The 19,573-nt window shown below is 71.2% G+C and carries 17 protein-coding genes; all 17 read right to left on the reverse strand.

Annotated elements, in window-relative coordinates; genetic code table 11:
* Positions 1–249 precede the first annotated feature (249 nt).
* A complete protein-coding gene (locus OV090_RS28070; protein ID WP_267712096.1) occupies positions 250–3,687 on the reverse strand; it encodes a segregation/condensation protein A in 3,438 nt (1,145 codons plus the stop codon).
* Positions 3,688–3,716: 29 nt separating this feature from the next.
* Positions 3,717–4,451 carry a site-2 protease family protein gene (locus OV090_RS50975; RefSeq protein WP_267707698.1) on the reverse strand — a complete coding sequence of 245 codons (735 nt, stop codon included), beginning with the start codon at positions 4,449–4,451 and terminating at the stop codon, positions 3,717–3,719.
* A 294-nt stretch (positions 4,452–4,745) separates the two neighbouring features.
* Positions 4,746–5,744, reverse strand: a complete 999-nt coding sequence (locus OV090_RS28080; RefSeq protein ID WP_267707699.1) for a site-specific tyrosine recombinase — start codon at positions 5,742–5,744, stop codon at positions 4,746–4,748.
* Positions 5,741–6,142 carry a response regulator gene (locus tag OV090_RS28085; RefSeq protein WP_267707700.1) on the reverse strand — a complete coding sequence of 134 codons (402 nt, stop codon included), beginning with the start codon at positions 6,140–6,142 and terminating at the stop codon, positions 5,741–5,743. Before OV090_RS28085 ends, OV090_RS28080 begins: the two co-directional genes overlap by 4 nt.
* The gene (locus OV090_RS28090; RefSeq protein WP_267707701.1) at positions 6,139–6,954 is read right to left on the reverse strand and encodes a GAF domain-containing protein; all 816 of its coding nucleotides are present in this window, start codon (positions 6,952–6,954) and stop codon (positions 6,139–6,141) included. The genes OV090_RS28085 and OV090_RS28090 overlap by 4 nt, the downstream gene beginning before the upstream one ends.
* Before the next feature lie 142 nt (positions 6,955–7,096).
* A complete protein-coding gene (gene cheB, locus OV090_RS28095; RefSeq protein WP_267707702.1) occupies positions 7,097–8,218 on the reverse strand; it encodes a chemotaxis-specific protein-glutamate methyltransferase CheB in 1,122 nt (373 codons plus the stop codon).
* Between the two features lie 10 nt (positions 8,219–8,228).
* The gene (locus tag OV090_RS28100; protein ID WP_267707703.1) at positions 8,229–9,089 is read right to left on the reverse strand and encodes a protein-glutamate O-methyltransferase CheR; all 861 of its coding nucleotides are present in this window, start codon (positions 9,087–9,089) and stop codon (positions 8,229–8,231) included.
* Entirely contained in the window at positions 9,086–11,122 is a 2,037-nt protein-coding gene (locus tag OV090_RS28105) for a HEAT repeat domain-containing protein (protein WP_267707704.1), read from the reverse strand. The genes OV090_RS28100 and OV090_RS28105 overlap by 4 nt, the downstream gene beginning before the upstream one ends.
* Positions 11,119–11,841, reverse strand: a complete 723-nt coding sequence (locus OV090_RS28110; RefSeq protein WP_267707705.1) for a hypothetical protein — start codon at positions 11,839–11,841, stop codon at positions 11,119–11,121. Before OV090_RS28110 ends, OV090_RS28105 begins: the two co-directional genes overlap by 4 nt.
* Positions 11,842–11,847: 6 nt before the next feature.
* Entirely contained in the window at positions 11,848–12,474 is a 627-nt protein-coding gene (locus tag OV090_RS28115) for a chemotaxis protein CheW (protein WP_267707706.1), read from the reverse strand.
* The gene (locus OV090_RS28120) at positions 12,471–13,037 is read right to left on the reverse strand and encodes a chemotaxis protein CheW (RefSeq protein ID WP_267707707.1); all 567 of its coding nucleotides are present in this window, start codon (positions 13,035–13,037) and stop codon (positions 12,471–12,473) included. The genes OV090_RS28115 and OV090_RS28120 overlap by 4 nt, the downstream gene beginning before the upstream one ends.
* Entirely contained in the window at positions 13,027–15,222 is a 2,196-nt protein-coding gene (locus OV090_RS28125; RefSeq protein WP_267707708.1) for a chemotaxis protein CheA, read from the reverse strand. Before OV090_RS28125 ends, OV090_RS28120 begins: the two co-directional genes overlap by 11 nt.
* Entirely contained in the window at positions 15,219–15,596 is a 378-nt protein-coding gene (locus tag OV090_RS28130) for a response regulator (protein ID WP_267707709.1), read from the reverse strand. The genes OV090_RS28125 and OV090_RS28130 overlap by 4 nt, the downstream gene beginning before the upstream one ends.
* A gap of 145 nt (positions 15,597–15,741) precedes the next feature.
* Positions 15,742–16,185, reverse strand: coding sequence for a transcription antitermination protein NusB (locus tag OV090_RS28135; RefSeq protein WP_267707710.1), 444 nt, complete (start codon positions 16,183–16,185; stop codon positions 15,742–15,744).
* A gap of 40 nt (positions 16,186–16,225) precedes the next feature.
* The gene (gene ribE, locus OV090_RS28140; RefSeq protein ID WP_276599918.1) at positions 16,226–16,753 is read right to left on the reverse strand and encodes a 6,7-dimethyl-8-ribityllumazine synthase; all 528 of its coding nucleotides are present in this window, start codon (positions 16,751–16,753) and stop codon (positions 16,226–16,228) included.
* Positions 16,754–16,941: 188 nt separating this feature from the next.
* Entirely contained in the window at positions 16,942–18,654 is a 1,713-nt protein-coding gene (locus OV090_RS28145) for a 30S ribosomal protein S1 (protein WP_267707711.1), read from the reverse strand.
* A 115-nt stretch (positions 18,655–18,769) separates the two neighbouring features.
* Positions 18,770–19,480 (reverse strand): (d)CMP kinase, encoded by a 711-nt coding sequence (cmk, locus tag OV090_RS28150; RefSeq protein ID WP_276599994.1) that lies wholly within the window; start codon positions 19,478–19,480, stop codon positions 18,770–18,772.
* Positions 19,481–19,573: the final 93 nt, after the last annotated feature.

The raw sequence follows: 19,573 nt of genomic DNA on the forward strand, positions 1-19,573 counted from the left end.
GCTTCCGCCGCGAGCTCCTCACCGCTCTCCTCGGATGTCGAGTCGCCGGCCCCTTCGCTCGGGACCTCTTCCGCGGCCGCGTCCTCCGTCGGCGCGACGTCGTCACGCTCGGGCTCCGGCGTCGACTCGGTCGACTCGGGCGCCTCGGCATCGACGGCCGGCACGCTCTCGCCCGCATGTACCCGCGGAGGGGCCTTCAGGCCCGTCTTGCGCGGCTTCACCATGTCCTACCCCCTGTCACGGCCGCCGTCACTGCGCGTCATCCTCATCATCGTCGACGTCGCCGAGCTCGCGCGCCCCGAGGCCTTCACCGGTGTTGAGGAACAACCCGCCGGCCTCGTCTTCGTCGCTGTCCGAACGGACAGGTTTGCTCGCATCATCCTCGCTGCTCGACGGCTCGGCGTCCGACGCCGCCGGTTCGTCCGCGCCCTCGCCGCTCGCCAGGCTATCCTTCGGGACATCCTCCGCCTCCGCGGCTGCGTCTGCGACCGCCTCGGCCGATCTCGCGGACTCGACCTCGGCCGCCGCGAGCTCCTCTTTCAAGACATCTTCCGCAGCACCATCCCCGTCCGCTGCCGTCGATGTCGCCAGACTGTCGCCGAGGGCATCCTCCCCGCCCTCTTCCGGAACCGTCGCCTCGATCCCCTCGGCCGTCGAGCTGTCCCTGAGGAGGACCTCTTGCGCACTCTCATCCTCGGCTGCAGCCGGTGACTCCATCGCATGGAAGCCGCCGCCCATCGAGCTGGCCTCGAGGACATCTTCCTCTCCAGCCGCGACCTTCGACCCCGTAGCCGCGACCCCGCCGCCCTCCGAGCTGGCCCCGAAGACATCTTCCGTTTCGTCCCCCGCCGCAACTGTCGGATCCGTCGCCCCGGCCCCTCGTTCCTCCGCCGAGCTCGCCGGCTCGGCCTCGCCCCCAATGGCCGTCGAGCCTTCTTCGAGGGCTCGTTCCTCCGCCGAGCTCGCCGGCTCCGACGCTTCCAAACTTTCAACGTGGAGTCTGTCCTCAAGGACATCTTCCGCGACCTCATCCCCGGTCGCCGCCGGTGCCTCCGCGTCGGCTCCACCGACCGCCGAACTGTCCGTTAAAACATCCTCTGCGGCTTCGTCCCTGGCCATTGCCGGCGGCGGCGCCGATCCAGCGTCCGCCCCACCGGTAACGAACGTCTCGGGATTGGTCGCGGCAAGGACTTCGGCCGCATCACGGGCGCCGCTCGCCATATCCGAGGAAGTAAGGACCTCCTCAACCTCCGACGCCCCCTCGCCAAGCTCCGCCGCGATGTCGACTACCGTGTGCGCCGTCTCGCGGTCTTGTGATGCCTCTGCGGGCTCCTCGGCATCGTCGGCACGCGAAATGTCCTCGGGGACATCCTCGGTCAGCAGCGCAACATCCGCCGCTGTCTCAGCGGACACCTCGCTGGGCTCGACAGCATCTTCCACGGCCGCGGTGCTCGAAGAAGCAATGGCCTCGCCGTCCTCGTCCGCACCGGACATGTCCCCGAGTACATCCTCGCCCGGCGGCCAGTCGGCGCTCGCTGCCGCGTCGACCTCGATCGAACGAGCATCCTCCTCCGACGACGTGTCGCCATCCACCTGGCGCTCCGTCGCCTCTGGCGCGCCCACTGCCGGCAAGAACGCCTCGACACGCTCCCCGAGACCTTCCGCGCCCTCACGCCTCGGCGCCGAGAGCTCTGGCTCGCCGTCACTCTCCGGGCTCGCAAGGCCCTGGTCGACCTCGAGGCCCGCCGCGGCACCGTCGCTCTCGGACGCATCCGGGACGCCTTCGTAACGCTCCGGCGGCTCGCCCTCTAGGACCCCGCCTGCTGTCGGCCCAACCCCGTCCGGTGCCTCGAACTCGCTATCTGTCGACGCAACGTCGAGGACATCCTCGCCCGCGAGCGCTGCCCCGGCCCCGTCACCTTCGTCCGGGCCGACGCTCCGCACCTCGATGCCCGCGCCCGACATGCCCTCGCGAACGCCCTCTTCCCCGGGCGCGTCGTCGAGGCGTCCTTCGTGCACCGCGACGCTGAGCGCCTCACCATCGCGCTCGCTCGAGTTCGACGTCACATCGGAGCTCGCCTCCGACCTGTCCTCAAAGACATCCTCGGCGTCCGGCGCCTCTTCACCGGCGCTCGCGTCAGCCGCCTCCGACATGCCCTCAAGGACACCCTCGGCTCCCGGCTCCTCGTCGCCCGCATCGGCCGCGTCCGCGAAGTCGCTCGCCTCAGACCTGTCCTCAAAGACACTCTCAGGCCTCGGCGTCGCATCACCCGCGTCCGCGCGGTCGCCCTCGAGGCGATCCTCGGCCCCAGACCTCTCGTCCAGGGCACCCGCGTCGGCCGCGTCCTCGCGCAGCTCCGCCATGTCCTCGAGGACATCCTCGCCCCGCCCCGCTCCATCAGCCGCGCTCGCCGCCGACTCTTCCTCGGCCGTCCCGCCCGGACGTCGGCCCCACCGCGGCCCCTCGGGCTCGCGCGGCACCTCGGCGCTGCTCCCTTCGACGATCACCAGCCGTCCGTCCGGCCCGTCGTCCAACGCCTCGTCCCTGTCCTCGAAGACATCCGCCCGGGCCATCCGGCTCTCGCTCCGGCTGCGCCGTGGCGCCGGGCGCGGCTCGTCGTCGTACTCGCTCGCGGGGTCGTTCGCCGCCACGTCCTCGCTCTCGTCGGAGTAACCGACGACCGGCTCCTCGGGCTCCTGCACCGACGCCAGCGCCTCGGCGAGCAGGGCCGCCTCTTCGACCGCGTCGAGCTCGGCCTCGGTCGGGCGCTTCGGGGCGCTCGGTGCCGGGCGCTCCGCCTCGCCGTCCTTCGGCTTCGGCGCGCCGAAGCTCGCGTCCTCGTCGTAATCGGCCAGCGCCTGCTGCGTCTCCTGGGCCGACGCGCGGCGGTAGATCCGGATCGTCGTGGTGTCTTGCGGCTGCTGCACCCCCGCGACCCCGAGCTTGACCATCTCGAGGATCGACATCAGCGTCACCACGAGCATCGCCCGCAGCTCGCGCTCGCTGTTCCAGGTGCGGTTCAGGAACAGCTCTTCGAACTCGAAGTGCGGCTTCTCGTCGAGGATCAGCGCCAGCTGCTTGATCCGCTGGGCCACCGTCACCGCCTCGATCTGCACCTCGTGCGTCGACTTCACCTTCGCGCGCGTGAGCACGCGGTAGTACGCCTCCGCGAGGTTGAACAGCGACACTGGCGCGAGGCCCGGGTCGATCGGCGGCATCACCAGCTCGGCGCCGCGGGCGAACACGTCGCGGCCCGACACCGGCAGCGAGTCGAGCTCGGCCGCCGCCTGCTTGAACCGCTCGTACTCGACCAGCCGGCGGATCAGCGCCTCGCGCGGGTCCTCGCCCTCCTCTTCCTCGCTCTGACCCGCCTCGCGCGCGCGCGGCTCGGGCGGCAGCAGCTCGCGGCTCTTGAGGTACGCCAGCGTCGCCGCCATCACCAGGTAGTCGCCGGCGATCTCGAGGTCGAGCTGGCGCATCACGTCGAGGTACGCGAGGTACTTCTCGGCGACGAACGAGATCGGGATGTCGAGGATGTCGAGCTCGTGCTTGCGCACCAGGTGCAGCAGCAGATCGAGCGGGCCTTCGAACACCTCGAGCTCGACCGAGTAGATCGGGCTCGCGGCGCCCTTGCGCTCACGCGGGCGAGGGCCTCCCTCGCCGAGGCCGGTGCTTCCCTGCTCCATCGCCCGCTCCCGCTCGCTCACGCCCCGCTTCAGCGCCCCAGCAGGCCGGCGTAGGCGGTGAGCCAGCGGACGTCGACCAGCGCCATGCTCTTGAACGCGAGCCGCATCACCGGTTCGAAGATGATGGCCAGCGCCGGCGACAGCAGCAGCGCCAGCAGGATGGCCCAGCCCCACTTCGCCAGGAAGTCGTCGATCGCCTGCGCGCGCGACGGGAGCAGCCACGCCAGCACCTTGCCGCCGTCGAGCGGGTGCACCGGCAGCAGGTTGAACACCGCCAGCGTGATGTTCATGATGAAGAACAGGCCGAGCACGCCGAACAGGCTCGCGTGCGCGTCGGGCGAGACCCCGCCGGCCACCAGGCCCCAGGCCAGCAGCGCCACCAGCAGCGCCTGCAGTACGTTCGACAGCGGGCCCGCGAACGCGACCAGCGCCATCCCGCCGCGCATGCTCACCTTGCGGTTGTAGTAGCGCGGCTGGGTGTTGACCGGGCGGCCCCAGCCGAACAGCGGCGCGCGCGTCAGCCCCGCGAACAGCGGCAGCGCGATGGTGCCGATCGGGTCGGCGTGCGCCAGCGGGTTCAGGGTCAGGCGACCCTCGCGCCCCGGCGTCGGGTCGCCCAGGCGGTCCGCAGTGTACGCGTGGGCGAACTCGTGGACCGCGGTGGCCAGCACCAGGCAGACGACGAAGACGAGCATGCGCCGGACGTCGGCGGCCTGGACGCCGAGCAGGCCGAGCACGGCAATTTGGGAGAGAGCGCGATCCACGGCGAGACGCCCGCACGAGCGGGACCGGGCAAAATTACCGCCCGCGCCCGCCCGAGTCAAACCTCGGGCCCCCGCGCTCGCAGACCCGGCCCCCGGGCGGCGTGAGCCGGCGCAAATTCCGGCCCCGCCGGCCCCGTCCGCGCTCGCCGACGCGGATCACGGATGACCGATCGGACATGCCCGTTCGACCATGTCTCTCGCGCCACGCGACGCCCGCCCGCCGCGTCGACCGGCGACGCTCACGCCCGCGGGGTGCCGCTCATCACGCTCGCGCAGGGGGTCGCCCGGCGACGGTCACGCCCGCGGGTGGTGCCGCTTGTGACGCTCGCGCAGGTGGTCGCGCGTGACGTGCGTGTAGATTTCGGTGGTCCCGATGTCAGCGTGGCCGAGCAGCGCCTGGACCGCGCGCAGGTCGGCGCCGCCCTCGAGCAAGTGCGTCGCGAAGCTGTGCCGCAGCTTGTGCGGCGAGATCGGGCGCGTGACCCCGATCGCCAGCGCGTACTCCCGCAGCTTGAGGAAGAAACCCACCCGCGACAGGCGCCCGCCGCGGTGGTTGACGAACACCCAGCGCACCGTCCCGCGCACCAGCTCCGGCCGCCCGCTCGTCAGCCACGCCTGCAGCGCGGCGATGGCCGGCGACCCGAGCGGCACCAGCCGCTGCTTGTCGCCCTTGCCGGTGAGGCGCACGATCGCCTGGTCGAGATAGAGCCGGTCGAGGGTGAGGTCGAGGGCCTCGGAGATCCGGCAACCTGTCGCATAGAGCAGCTCGAGCAAGGCCGTGTCGCGCAGCGCCAGCGGGCCGTCCTGCCCCGGCGCGGCCAGCAAGGCTTCGACCTCGCCGCGACTCAGCAGCTCGGGCAATCGCTTGGGCAGCTTGGGCAGCCGCAGCGCCTGCGCAGGGTCGATGTCGAGCCGACCCTCCTCGCGCAAGAAGCGGAACAGCCCGCGCACCGCGGTCAGCCGCCGGGCCTGGCTGCGCGGCGACAGCCCCGCCTGCGACAGGCCGACGGCGAACCGCAGCAGCAGCGCCGGCGTCACCGCGTCCAGCGCCGCGACGTCGGCCGCCTCGGCGTGGCCCGCGAACGCCTCGAGGTCGCCCGTGTACGCCAGCAGCGAGTTGGGCCGCAGCCGCCGCTCGACCTTCAGGTGCTCGAGGTAGTCCTCGATCGCCCGGGCGAGCGTCTGGGCGTTCGCCTGGCGCTTCGGACCTGTCCCTTCGGACCTGCTCGAAGGGCCAGCGCCGGCCGCCCCGCCGCGAGCCCTGCCGGGCCCGGCGCGGCGGCCTGGGGTCAACGCTCCTCCAGGCCGAGGGTCTCGCGCACCAGCTTGATGACCGCGGGGGCCTGGATGGGCTTGGTGATGTACGCGTTGGCGCCCAGCGCCAGCGCGCGCTGTCGATCCTCTGCGGCCCCCTCGGTCGTGATGATGATGATCGGCACGTCCTGGTAGGTCTCGTCGGCGCGCAGGCGCTTGACGAGCTTCAGCCCGTCGAGGATGGGCATGTTGATGTCGGTGATGATGATGTCGAACTTGGTGCCCGACAGGCGGCGGAGCGCGTCGACGCCGTCATCGGCCTCGACCACGCTGAGCTCCCGGATCCGCGACAACGCGAACACGATCATCTTACGCATCGGCGGGCTGTCTTCGACCACCAACGCGTTGAGCCGGCGAGTTTGGGTGTCCTGGGTCATGCTCCGAGGAGGTGTTCTACGGCCTGCCGCTGCAGCGCGACCGCCTTGGCGTGGGCCCGGATCCACGCCGACTCGATCGCGATGCCGGCGTGTTCGGAGATCATAGAAAGGAGGCTGTAGTCATTGTCCTCGAAGCCGGGCTTTTGCGCCAAAAAGGCTTCGAGGCGCAGGACAGCGACGAGGCGCCGCCCGCTGACCAGCGGAAGATACATGATCACGTCGTCCGAGGCGTATGCGGGATCTCCGCGAGACCACGGCCGTCCGCGCTGGACCATCTGCGCCGCGGGGCTCGCCTCGTCCATCTCGAGCTCGACGAGCTCGTTCATCTCGCCGCCCTCGCGCGCGATCGGGAACAACACCCGCCGCTCTTCATCGACGAGATAGAGGGTAAAAGCCCCGACGCCGATGAAGTTGAGCAGGATCTCGGTGGTCGTCTGCAGCACGTCGCCGATGGTCCGCGACGCGTGGAACTGCAACCCCGCGACGTACATCGACGCGAGGTGGTAGTTCTCGTCTTCGAGCTGCACCAGCCGCTCGCGCAGACGCGTCTCGGCGCCCGCAGGCGCGCCGGGCTCGCCCGCTCGCGCCTTTTCGAGCTCGACGATCCGCCCGATCAGGCCCTCCATCACCGAGCCCGGCGTCAGCTCGGGCCGCGCCGGTCGATCGGGCTGCGCCTCGTTGAGCTCACTGCGCAGGCGTTCGTTCTCGGCGATGAGCTGACGGACGAAGGCCTCCCCGCGCCCGAAGAATTCATGAAGAGCCGCGCGGGTCTTGTCGTGAAGGTCCCCCTGGCCGGCGTCCTGCGCACGCATCGGGGCGAAGATATCACGGCTTTTGCCCTGAGGGGCGCCCGCCGGCGACAGGTCCTGGGGGTGATTTCGCATCACGAACTCCAGCGCCGCGATCGCGGGCACCCCGCGCCCGCCCGCACCCGGCCTCGGGCCAGCCCCGGCGCTACGGCAGCAGCGGTTCCAATCGGGGCCGGCAGGCGTCTGCAAACCGCTGGATCGCCACCGGCAGCTCCTCGAGCGACAGCACGGAGTCGACCACGCCGGCGTCGATCGCGGCGGCCGGCATGCCCGGCATCACCGCCGTGTTCGGATCCTCGGCCAGCACCGTCGCCCCGAGGCGCTTGGCCAGCTCGGCCCCCTCGCGCCCGTCGCTGCCCATGCCGGTCAGGATCAGCGCGCAGAACCGCGGCCCGAACAGGTCGGACACCGTCTTGAACAGCAGGTCGCCCGACGGGACGATGGTCGCCCCGCTCCGCGGCGGCCGCACGCGCACTCGCGGACCCGTCGGCCCCGCGTCGATCTCGAGGTTCGCCGCGCCCGGGGCGATGTACACCATGCCCGCCTGCAATTCTTGCTGGTCGGTCGCCTCGCACACATGGAACGAGCAGATCTTGTCGAGCCGCGCCGCGAACGCCCGGGTGAAACGGGCCGGCATGTGCTGCGCCACGAGGATCGCGATCGGCAGCGTCACCGGCAGCGCGCACAGCAGCTGCTGCAGCGCGGGCGGACCGCCGGTCGAGGCCGCGATCCCCAGCACCCCGAGCGGCGGCCCGCGGCGCTTCTGCGGCTCGTAGCGGCCGCTGTCGAACGCGGGCACCTCGAGCGTCGTCCGCTCGCCGCGCTGCTCGGCCAGGTGCTGCGCGCGCTGCAGCAGGCGGACCACGCTGAGCCGCCGGACCACGCGCAGCTTGGCCAGCAGGTCCTCCTGGATCGTGCGCAGGTCGGGGCCGATGTGGCGTCCCGGCTTGGCGATGAAGTCGAGCGCGCCGAGCTCGAGCGCGCGGAACACATGGTCGCGTTCGGCGTGGCCGCTGACGACGATCACCGGCAGCGGCTTCTTGGCCATCAGCACCCGCAAGAACGCGAAGCCGTCCATCTCCGGCATCTCGAGGTCGAGGGTGATGACGTCGGGCTGGAGGTCGAACACCATGCGCAGCGCCTCCTTGCCGTTGGAGGCGCGGCCGATGACCTCGACGCCCGGATCGAGCTCGAGCATCGCGGCGATCGTCTGCCGGTTGTAGGCCGAGTCGTCGACTACCAGGGCGCGGAGCTTGTGACCGTCCATCGCAGTTCCTCTAACTCGGCTTGCGATACACGAGGTCGTTGCTGAGGTTCACGAGATCGAAGCGCCCCGGCACGCTGATCAGGCTCTCCGAGTGTCCGAGCAACAGGTAGCCTCCCGGCACCAGCGCGTCGTAGAACCCTTCGACCACGCGCCGCCTCGCCTGGCTCGATAAATACATCAGGACGTTGCGGCAGAAAATCGTGTCGATGGCGCCGAGCTCGCAGTAACGGGCGGTATCGAGGAGGTTGAGGTGGACGAAGGTGCACATCCGCCGCAGAGGCTCGACGACCCGCCACTGCCCGGTCGGGAGCGGCTCGAACCAGCGCTCCCGCCGCTCCTCCGGGGTCGTGCGAAAACTGCTCGGCCCGTAGATCCCCGCCTCCGCCGTCCTGACCCCGCGAAGGCTGATGTCGCTGCCGATCACCCGCGACCCCGGGCGGGCGTTCTCGGCCAGCAGCGCCGCGATCGTGTACGCCTCTTCGCCTGTCGAGCACCCGGCGCTCCACACCACCGGCGCCCCGGCCCCCCGCCGCCCGAGCAGCACCGGGAGGATCTCGCGCTGGAACGCGTCGAGCTGGAACTGCTCGCGGAACAGGTAGGTCTCGTGGGTCGTGACCCGCTCGATGCACTCGAGCAGCTCGGCCGACCCGCCGAGGTCGTAGCTCAGGTAGTGGTAGTACTCGAGGTAGGACCCGAGAGACAGGTGGTCGAGCCGCGAGGCCAGCCGGCGCTCGAGCAGGAACCCGGCGTCGCCGCCCAGCAGCACGCCGCAGTGATCGAGGATCAGCTCCGCCAGCAGCCGCGACTCCTCCGGCGTGATGCGCACGCGCACCGGGGGCTCGATCCCGCCGGGGGCAGTCCGGCCGTTCACGCCGTCGGCGCTCCCTCGCCGTCGCTCGCCGCCCGCTCGGCCGCCTGCGCCTCGATGCGGGCCACCGCCCCGGCCAGCACCTTGCGCACCAGCGGGTCCGGCTCGACCGCGTGGACGCGGCGCAGCGGCGGCAACGCCGTCGGGTCGCCGCGCTCGCCGAGCGCCTCTGCCGCCGCCCAGCGCACGTCCCAGCGCGGGTGTTCGAGCAGCCCGAGCACCGCCGCCGTGGCCCGATGGCCGCGGCAGCCGGCCAGCCCGCGGGCCGCCGCCTTCACGATCTCGTGGTCAGGCGCGCGGCACAGGCTCATCAGCATCACCAGATCCTGATCGGTGCCCGAGCGGCTCAACCCTGCGATCGCCTGGATCACCACCGCCGGCGCATGGTCGGCCAGCACCACCTCGCGCAGCCGCGCCAGCGCGATCGGGTTGTCGAGCCCGACCAACGCCTGCACCGCCGCCGCGCGCACCGACGAGCTCGAGTCGCGCGACGCAGTCAGCAGCGCCGGCACCGACTCGGCCGCGCCGAGCTGACCGAGGCTGCGGCAGGCCGCCGCGCGCACCCCCGCGTCCTCGTCTTGCAGCGCCAGAGCCAGCGCCGCCGCGCCCTCGTGCTCGCCGCCGATCTGGCCCAGCGCGCGCGCGGCCAGCAGGCGCACGCCGACGTCGCGATCGCCGAGCCGGGCGATCAGCGGCCCCACGAAGCCGACATCGCCGCCGCGTCCGAGCAGGCCGAACGCGCGGCACAGGTTGCGCACCAGCGCCCCGCCGCCCGCGTCCGCCGGCAGGTGCGGGGCGACGCGAGCGTGACGCGACCCGAGCGCGCGCCCGGCCACCGCCGCGAACGCGACCGCGGCCGCCTCGCCCGCCGGGCCCTCGAGCGCGAGCGCGCGGGCCAGCGGCGCGATCACCTCGGTCCCGCCGACCTTTCCGAGCGCAGTCGCGGCCATGCACGCCGCGTGGCCGTCGGGGCCCTCGAGCGCCGTCGTCAACGCCTCGATCAGCCGCGGGTGCGCGCCGGCCGGGCCGAGCCCGCTCACCAGCAGGAACAGGTCGCCGAGCGTCTCGGGGGCTGACTGTTCGACCATGTCCACAAGGACAGGCACCGCCGCCTCGCCGAGGCCGGCCGCGAACTCGACCGCCCGCTCGCGCAGCTCTGGATCCGACATGGCCCGCAGGACATGCGACAGGCTGCGCACGTCGCCGAGCGCCCCGGCCAGGGCCAGCGCCGCCAGCTTCACCTCGAGCTGGCGGTGCTCCACGAGCTCGCGGATCCGCTGGCGCAGCGGCTCGCCGTCGCCGGTAGCCAGCGCCGCCGCCACCGCGACCGGATCGCCGCGCACCGACAACGCCGCGTGCAGCCGCACCACCGCGACCGCCGCGGCCGCGCGCACGCCTGGCATCGCGTCGCCGAGGAACCGCACCAGCTGACTCGCCGCGGCCGGATCGCCGCTGTGCCCGAGCACCGCGACCGCGGCCCGGCGCGTCACCGGATCGGCGAGCAGCGGCCCGAGGCGGGCCGGCGGCATCACCGTCCCGAGGCGGGCCAGCGCGTCGAGGGCGAACATCCGCAGCATCTCCGAGCTGTCCGAAAGGACATTCGTCAGCGCGCGCTCGGCCTCGGCCCCGCCGAGCACCCCGAGGGCCGCGGCCGCCGACGCGCGCACGTTGTCGTCGCCCGGCGCGCCGAGGATCGCCGCCAGCAGCGGCACGTCGTCGGCCCCGCCGACGTCGCCGAGCAGGTCGACGATCATGCGCGCCCCTGCTCCGCCGACGCGGAGTCGCCGGCGGATGGCCGGCACCACCGACGGACCGATGCCCGTCAGCACCTCGTGGCACACGGACCGCCGCGCCACCGAGTCCGGCGTCACCAGGCCGTCGAGCAGCTGCTCGACGAGGATGGCGAGCTGGTCGGGCGCGGGTGGTTGCTCGCGGACCGCGGCCAGCAGGTCGCGGGCCGCGTCCTTGCGCTCGCGCCAGCGTTCGCTCCCGAAAAACTCGAGACACCGCGCGAGATCGGAGCGAAGCGCGTTCATCGGGGCTCCCCGGGATCGAGGTTGAACATCCGCATCATGTCGTCGAAGGCGGCGCCGATCGGATCGACGCCCGGCGCCAGCGGGACCGGGTTGATCTGGCGGAACAGCTGACGCGCCGACTCGAGGTCGCCGGCGAGCAGCTCGCGCGCCTCGGCCTGGGTCGTCGCCGCCAGCACGCGGTCGCCGGCGTAGAGGATCAGGTCGGCGACGATCAGCTCGGACAATCGCAGCGTACGGCCGCGCTGTTCGAACAGCCGCTGATCGCCCTCGTCCTGGATCGTCGACAGCACCGCCTCCGCCTCGACGAGCCCCGGCATCGCCGCCGGATCGCCGCCGAGCAGGTGCCACAGCTTGCCCGGCAGCTGATCGCCGAGGCGATGGATCTCGACGTAGTCGTCCGCGCCGTACAGCTGGGTCGGTCGCCGCTTGTAGCTGGTCTTGCGGAACACCGACGCCACCAGCACGACCGCGGGGATCGGCGCCGGCAGTTCGAACTTCGCCAGTTGGATCAGCTCGTGACACGCCTTGCCGCCCGGCAACGCGACGTCCAGCACCAGCGCCGCGAACATGTCGCCGCGCATCGCCTGCTCCGCCGCCGCCGTATCGGTCACGGTCACCGCCACGAACCCTTGCGCCGCCAGAACGCGGCCGATCGCCTGCCCGAGCGCCAGCCGCTCGTGCGCGACCAGGATCTTGAGCCTCGCCTGCGCCTCGCTCACCCCGCGCTACCTCCCCCCCGTGCGCAGCAGCGCATCGAGGTTGATGACGAACACCATGTCTTCACCTGCTTGACGGTCTTCCGTGGGCGCGGGCTGACCCGACCCACCCACCTGCGTCGGCGCCCGACGATCGGGCCCGATCAACGGCTGGCGACGCCCTTCCGAGCGGTCGCGGTGCCGATGGGCCCGCGACACGCCGCTGAAGATGTTGCCGTCGGCGCTGCGATCCAGCTCGGGCCGCAGCATCGACGGCGCCGGGCGCAGGCCGCCGGCCGGCACCCGCAGCTCGCCGATCACCCGGTCGACCTTGAGCCCGGCGATCCGCCCGGCCACGCTGACGATGATCAGCTTGTTGAGGTGGTCGATGGCCGGATCGATCGGCACCCTGAAGCGACGCCGCAGGTCCACCACCGGGATCACCACGCCGCGCAGCTGGATCACGCCCTCCACGATCTCCGGCGCGTAAGGCACCGGGCGGATCGGATACGGGCGGGCCTGGATGACCTCCTTGATCCGCATGATCTCGATGCCGTAGAGGCCCGGGCCGACGTAGAAGCCGGCGACCTTGAGGTCCTCCTCGCCGACAGCGCTGCGGCCGTCGCGAGCCTCGCGGCCGTCGCGGACGTCGGTCACGTGCGACCCTCCTCGTAGACCGTCGCCTTGACGAAGTCCTTGGCGTCGAGCAGCGCCGGCAGGTGGAGGATGATGACCAGATCCCTGCCCGTGCGGCCGAGCGCGCGGATGTACTCGGCGCGCGCGCCGGTGAGGCCGCCGGGCTTGTCCTCCATCGCCTCGGGCGGGATCCGGATCACGTCCATGACCTCGTCGACCACCAGCCCGTAGGGCTCGTCGTTGAAGTGGACGATCAGCACGCGGGCCGCTCGCCCGCGCTCGACCGGGCGCAGACGCAGTCGACGGGCCAAGTCGATCACCGGCATGATGCGGCCGCGGACGTTGCCGATGCCGAGCAGGAAGTCGGCCGTGCGCGGCACGTGGGTGGTCTGGAAGACCTTGCTGATCTCCTCGATCTCGTGGATCGCCAGGCCGTAGACCTCGCCGCTGACGCGGAACGTCACGTACTGCTGCAGGTCCTGCCGGACCTCGCGCTTGTAGCCGTGCTCGTAGTCCTCGTCGGTGACCACCGCCTCGCCGCCGCGCAGCAGCGCCTGCCACAGGTCTTCGCGCTCACCGGACATGGCCGCCTCCGATCTGGTACGCCGCGTCCACCTGGCGCACGCCCTCGTCGACGAGCCGGCCGACGTCGAGCAGCAGCACCGTGCGGTTGGCCCCGAGCTCCGTCGCGCCGGCGATGCCCGGCACGTTGCGGACCGCGCTGCCGAGCGGCTTGATGACCACGTCCTGCTGACCGAGCAGCTCGTCGACCACCAGGCCGACGCGGTGCTGCGCCAGGCCGACCACCACCACGTAGAGGCGGTTCGGGTCGCGGTAGTTCTTGTGCAGCGGCTTCAGCCCGAACAGGCGCGACAGCTGCAGCAGCGGCAGCGTGCGGCCGCCGAGCGTGATGACCTCGTGGCCCTCGACCGTCCCGATCTCGCGGGTCTCGACCATGATCGACTCGAGCACCGAGTTGAGCGGGATGCAGAACGTGTGACCGGCCGACTGGATCACCAGCGCCTGGATGATGGCCAGAGTCACCGGCAGCGTGATCGAGAAGGTCGTGCCGCGGCCGAGGTCGGTGGTGACGTCGATCATCCCCGACAGGCGGGCGATGTTGGTCTTGACGATGTCCATGCCGACGCCGCGGCCCGACAGCTCGGTCGCCGAGTCGCGGGTGCTGAAGCCCGGCTGGAAGATCAGGTTGACCGCCTCGCCCGGGGTCAGCGACGCGGCCTCCTCGGTGTTGAGGAGGTTGCGGCGGACCGCGACGTCGCGGATCCGGGTCCAGTCCATCCCGCGGCCGTCGTCCTCGACCTCGATGACCACGCGGTTGCCCTTCTGGAACGCGCGCAGCTCGATCTTCCCGCCCGGCAGCTTGCCGAGGGCCACGCGCTCGGCCGCCGGCTCGATCCCGTGGTCGATGCAGTTGCGGATCATGTGCATCAGCGGGTCGGACAGCTCCTCCACGATCAACTTGTCGAGCACCGTCTCGGCGCCCGAGATGACGAGGCGGATCTCCTTGTCGAGGTCGCGGCTCAGCTTGCGGACCACGCGGGCCAGCTTGTCGAACACCTGGCCGATCGGGACCATGCGTACGTCGAGGATGCCCTGCTGCAGCAGCGCCAGCTTGCGGTGCATGTCGCGGATCTGGACCCGCAGCTCGCGTGACACGTCGGCGCTGTGATCGATCTGGCGCAGCTCGTCGAGCACCCCGGTGAGGTTGGCCTGCACCAGGCCCAGCTCGCCGACCAGGTTCATCAGCACGTCGAGGCGGCGCAGGTCGACCCGCACCGTCTGGCTGAGGCTGCGCAGGCTCGCCTCGCTCGACGCCGCGCTGGTCGGGTCGGGCTCCTCCGTCGTCGTCACCACCGTGCGCGTCTGCGTCGGCGATCCGGCGCGCGGTGGCGGCTCGGCGCGGCGAGATGTCCCTTCGGACATGCTCGGAGGGGCAGGCTTCGGGGCCGCCGGCGCCGGCGTCGGGCGGCCGGGCGCCGGCTGCGGCGCGGCCGGAGCGTCGCCCGCGGGCGTCAGCCGGTGGACGGTGACGTCGGGGTTGGCCAGCGCCCCGTTGATCTCGCCGAGGCTGCCCTTCGAGCCGAGCAGGATGTCGAGCTCGATCGCGTCGTCGGACGAGCCGTCGGCGCTGGGGAGGTACGTGATGACCTCCCCGTAGCCCTTCATCTTGTCTTTGAGCTGCTCGAGCCCGACATCGATCTGCATGATGTCGAACTTGGCGTGGACGCGGTACAGGTTGCGCCCGGCCTTGATGTTCTCGCGCAGCCGGTGCTCCTCGTACTCGGTGAGCACGCTGAGGATGTTCTCGCCGACCCACTCGAGGCTGTCCTGAGGGCCAGTCGACTCCGCCTCGCGCTCGCCGAGCTGGCGCAGCCGCTGCAGCACTGGCTCGATGTCGACCTCGCCGCCCCCGCCCTCGTCGCCCTGCGGCACGAGCAACCGGCCGAACATCTCGATCGCCTCGAACAGCACGTCGAGCACCGGGCGCGACAGGTCGAGCTTGCCGAGGCGCAGGCTGTCGAGCGTGTTCTCGAGGCTGTGGGCCAGCCCGCCGATGGCCGCCGCGCCGAACAGACCGGCGAGGCCCTTTAGACTGTGGATCGCCCTGAACGCCGCGTTGATCAGGTCCGGCTCCGGGCCTGATCCGCGCGACTGCGCCTCGAGTTCGAGCAGCGTGCGCGAGAAGGTCTCGATGATCTCCTGCGCCTCGGCGATGAACTCGGCGGCGTTCTGGTCGATGCTCGTCAATCGCCGCCTCCGAGCGCCTTGGCGACCGCCGCGAGCAGGACCTCGGGCGTGAACGGCTTGGTCAGCACGACGTGAGCCCCGGCCTGCTTCGCGCGCTCGACGTCGCCGAGGCGGCCCTCGGTGGTCATCACCACCAGCGGCGTCTTGGAGTAACGCGGCTGCTCGCGCACGGCCCGGATCAACTCGAGCCCGTTGAAGTCAGGCATGTTCACGTCGAACACGAACAGCGCGTAGTCGCCTCGCGGCAACAGGCGTATGGCCTCGAACCCGTGCCCGACCTCGTCGACGTCGTACTGACCCGACGACTCCAGGACCGAGCTGACGAAGTTCCGCATCGCCGGGGAGTCATCGACGACCAGAGCGCGGATCGGCATCTCGGCGAGTATACGCCCGGACGCCCGTCCCCCCGTAACATCGCGGACGGACAGGAATCGCGCAGACACCGCGCGGACAACTGTACGGTCGCCGGGCGCGCGCCCCGTCCTCCCCTGTGCCCGAGCGTCCGCACCCGTCTCCGCGCTACGACTCTTCGCGAGAGTCGCCGCGCAGCTTGCCGGCCAACGCTTGCGCGACCCCGTTGACGAACGGGGCGCTGCGCTCGCTGCCGTAGCGGGCCGCCAGTCGGACCGCCTCGGAGACGACCACCGCACGTGGCGTTTCGGACAGGCCGAGGCTCTCGGCGCCGACCAGGCGCAGCACGTTGCGGTCGACGCGATCCATCCGCGCCAGCCGCCACGAGCGCGACGTCGCCTCGATGGCCCCGTCGATCTCCGCCGCGCGCTCGCTGCTCACCGTCAACAGCCGCCGCGCGAACTCGACGACCTTGGGATCGGCCAGCCAGCCGCGCAGCTCCTGGCCGCCGTCGCCGGCCTCGGCGGGGACGTGGGCCCAGAACAGCTCGAGCGCCCGCGCGCGCTCCTCGGGGCGATACGACTCGAGGTGACACAGCGCCAGCAACGCCACCTCTCGTCCGTGCGCCCGATGCGGGTGCCGCGGCTTCGCGTCAGCCACCGGAGGCCTCGGTCTGGGCGTCGGCCGCCCCGCGGGCCGCGATCTCGCGGTACAGCCGGACCTGCTCGACCGCCGCCATGGCCGCCTCGGCGCCCTTGTTGCCCGCCTTGGCGCCCGCGCGGTTGATCGCCTGCTCGAGAGTGTCGGTCGTCAGCACGCCGAACGTCACCGGCACCTCGAACGCGAGCGCCATCTGCGACACGCCGCGCGTGCACTCGGCCGCGATCAGGTCGAAGTGGATGGTGTCGCCGCGGATCAGGCAGCCCAGGGTGATCACCGCGTCGTAGCTCTTGGCCGACAGCACCTGGCCGACGACCATCGGGATCTCGAACGCGCCCGGGCAACGCACCACGGTGATGTCTTCGGGGCGGGCGCCCGAGCGCACCAGCGCGTCGACGGCCCCCTCGAGCAAGCGCTCGGTGACGAAGTTGTTGAACCGGCTGACGACGATCGCCAGCCGCAACCCCGCCGCGTCGAGTGTGCCCTCGATCGTCTGCACCTTCGCCAGTACCTCGGCCATGCCCGGCGGCTTACCCCGACTTCGGGGAGCGATCAAGCGCCGTCGCGCACGCTGCCTTGAACAGCGAAGGCCCCGCCTGCATCCGCGGGGACCGCAGATCGGACGGGGCCTTCATGCTCCGCGGCGCCACCACCCTGGGGTGGTCGGCGCCGCGAGCTCACGTCCCGCGCAGCCGCGCGGGCCCACGACTACGAGCGGTCGCGGAACTTGTTGGCGAACACGTCGCCGAGGGTCGCGCCGGCCTCGCTGGCGTTGGCGTAGCCCTGGGCGTCGGCGAGCTCGTCCTGGCGCTTGGCGCTCTTGACCGACAGACCGATCTTGCGCTCGCCCGGATCCATCTGGATGAGCTCCGCGCGCACCCGCTGATTCGGCTCGAGCACCGAGCGGGGGTCCTCGATGCGCTCCTCGCTGATCTCCGAGATGTGGATCAGGCCCTCGATGCCGGGCTCGAGCTCGGCGAACGCGCCGAAGTCGGTCAGCTTGAGGATCTTGACCTCGATGATCTTGCCGATCGGGTAGTCGTACGGGATCCGGTCCCACGGATCCTGCGCGAGCTGCTTGAGGCCGAGGCTGATCTTCGGCTTCTCGCCCGAGTTGTCGATGTTCAGGACCATCGCGCGCACGCGGTCGCCCTTCTTGAACAGCTCGCTCGGGTGGCGGACCCGCTGCGTCCAGCTGAGGTCCGTGATGTGCACGAGGCCGTCGATGCCGGGCTCGAGCTCCACGAACACGCCGAAGTCGGCGATGTTGCGGACCACGCCCTCGACGATGGTGCCCGGCGGGTAGGTCTCGAGCACCTTGTCGTACGGGTTCTCCTCGAGCTGCTTCATGCCGAGGGAGATGCGGTTCTGCGACACGTCGATGTCGAGGACCACCGCGCGGACCTGATCGCCGATCTTGAGGATCTGCTTCGGGTTCTTGATCTGGCGCGTCCAGGACATCTCGGACACGTGGACCAGACCCTCGATGCCCTCCTCGAGCTCGATGAAGGCGCCGTAGTCCTTGATGCTGACGACCTTGCCCTCGACCACGGTGCCGGGGATGTAACGCTGCTCGGCGTTGACCCACGGGTCCGCGGTGATCTGCTTGAGGCCGAGGCTGACGCGCTCCGAGTCCGAGTTGAACTTCAGGACCTTGACGCGGACCTTGTCGCCGACCTGGAACAGCTCGCTCGGGTGGTTGACGCGGCCCCACGACATGTCCGTGATGTGGAGCAGGCCGTCGATGCCGCCGAGGTCGATGAAGGCGCCGTAGTCGGTGAGGTTCTTGACCACACCCTCGACGATCTCGCCCTCTTGCAGCCGGTTGAGCGTGTCGCTCTTGAGGTTGGCGCGCTCCGCCTCGAGCAGCACCCGGCGCGACAGGACGATGTTGCCGCGCTTCTTGTTGAACTTTATAATTTTGAAGTCGAAGTCCTTGCCGATGAAGGTGTCGAGGTTGCGGACGGGCCGCAGATCGACCTGGCTCCCCGGCAAGAACGCCTTCACGCCGCCCTGCAGCAGCACCGCGAGGCCGCCCTTCACGCGCGCCTGGATGGTGCCGCGGACCAGACCCTCGGCCTCGCAAGCCGACTGGATCTCGTCCCACACCTTACGCTTGCGGGCCTTGTCCTTCGACAGGACCACGAGGCCGTTGTTGTCCTCCTGCGCCTCGAGCAGGACCTCGATCTTGTCGCCCACGCGGACGTTGATCGTGCCGTCCTCCTCGGCGAACTCGCGCAGCGGCACCTGGCCTTCGGCCTTGCAACCGACATCGACGACTGCGTACTCGCCGATCACGTCGACGATGGTCCCCAGGACGATCGTGCCTTCACGAATCTCTGGATTTTCCTGGGTGTTCTTCTCGAAGAGCGCCGCGAAGTCGTCGTCTCCCTCGGCGCGCAGGTTGTGTTGCTCTTGCATGTTGGGGTGAAAGTTCCTTCCAACCCGCGCTGGCTCTTGAGTGGGAGGGCCTCGTGCCGTGACCTCGCGGACACGCACGACGCACGCCACCATGGCCTACGCGAGCGGGGGGAAGCTAGGCGCTTTTGGGCGACCCGTCAACCGGCCCGCCGGCGGCCCCGCGGGGCCCTGAGAGCCTGGACGTCACCGCCGTGACGATGGCGGCCACCACCGCGTCGGCGTCGAGGTCGCTGGAATCGACGAGAACGGCGTCCTCGGCCCGGGTCATGGGGGCCGTCGCCCGGGACCGGTCGCGTTCGTCCCGCCGGTTCAGGTCGCGCAGGACGTCTGCCAGCGCGGCGCCCTCGAGCTCGGCCTGGCGGCGAGCGGCGCGGACGGCGTCGCTGGCCGTGAGGAAGAACTTGTGGGCCGCATCGGGGAACACCACCGTGCCGAGGTCGCGACCTTCGGCCACGCAGCCGTCGCGGCCGAGCCGGCGCTGGATCTCCAGCAGGCTCGCGCGCACCGCCGGCAGCGCCGACACCTGCGACGAGCCCTCGGAGATCTCCGGCGTCCGGATCGCCTGCGTGACGTCTCGCCCGTCGTAGAGCACCCGCGGGCCGCCGCCTTCCCTCGCTGCTTCGAAGCGGATCGGCAGGCTCGCGGCCAGCGCCACCAGGCCCGCCTCGTCGCTCCAGGCGATCCCGCGCTCGCGGGCCGCCAGCGCCAGCGTGCGATAGATGGCGCCGGTGTCCAGCACCGGCAATCCGAAGTGCTGCGCCACGCGGCGCGCGACCGTGCTCTTTCCCGCGCCGGCAGGCCCGTCGATGACGATCAGGAGGCCCATGCGCACGGGGGGATAGACCAGGCGGGCCGCGCTGACAAGAGTGCAACGGCCGTCGACGCCCGATCCGCGGGGCCTTGCTGCCGCGAGATTTCT

This window comes from Nannocystis sp. RBIL2 (assembly GCF_026626745.1).
Classification (GTDB): domain Bacteria; phylum Myxococcota_A; class Polyangia; order Nannocystales; family Nannocystaceae; genus Nannocystis.

Bases quoted from the DNA above. Each gene is read 5' to 3' on its own strand.
- OV090_RS28070 (WP_267712096.1), bottom strand. From the start codon at position 3,687: ATGGAGCAGGGAAGCACCGGCCTCGGCGAGGGAGGCCCTCGCCCGCGT.
- OV090_RS28085 (WP_267707700.1), bottom strand. From the start codon at position 6,142: ATGACCCAGGACACCCAAACTCGCCGGCTCAACGCGTTGGTGGTCGAA.
- OV090_RS28090 (WP_267707701.1), bottom strand. From the start codon at position 6,954: ATGCGTGCGCAGGACGCCGGCCAGGGGGACCTTCACGACAAGACCCGC.
- cheB (WP_267707702.1), bottom strand. From the start codon at position 8,218: ATGGACGGTCACAAGCTCCGCGCCCTGGTAGTCGACGACTCGGCCTAC.
- OV090_RS28105 (WP_267707704.1), bottom strand. From the start codon at position 11,122: ATGAACGCGCTTCGCTCCGATCTCGCGCGGTGTCTCGAGTTTTTCGGG.
- OV090_RS28120 (WP_267707707.1), bottom strand. From the start codon at position 13,037: ATGTCCGGTGAGCGCGAAGACCTGTGGCAGGCGCTGCTGCGCGGCGGC.
- OV090_RS28130 (WP_267707709.1), bottom strand. From the start codon at position 15,596: ATGCCGATCCGCGCTCTGGTCGTCGATGACTCCCCGGCGATGCGGAAC.
- ribE (WP_276599918.1), bottom strand. From the start codon at position 16,753: ATGGCCGAGGTACTGGCGAAGGTGCAGACGATCGAGGGCACACTCGAC.
- OV090_RS28145 (WP_267707711.1), bottom strand. From the start codon at position 18,654: ATGCAAGAGCAACACAACCTGCGCGCCGAGGGAGACGACGACTTCGCG.
- cmk (WP_276599994.1), bottom strand. From the start codon at position 19,480: ATGGGCCTCCTGATCGTCATCGACGGGCCTGCCGGCGCGGGAAAGAGC.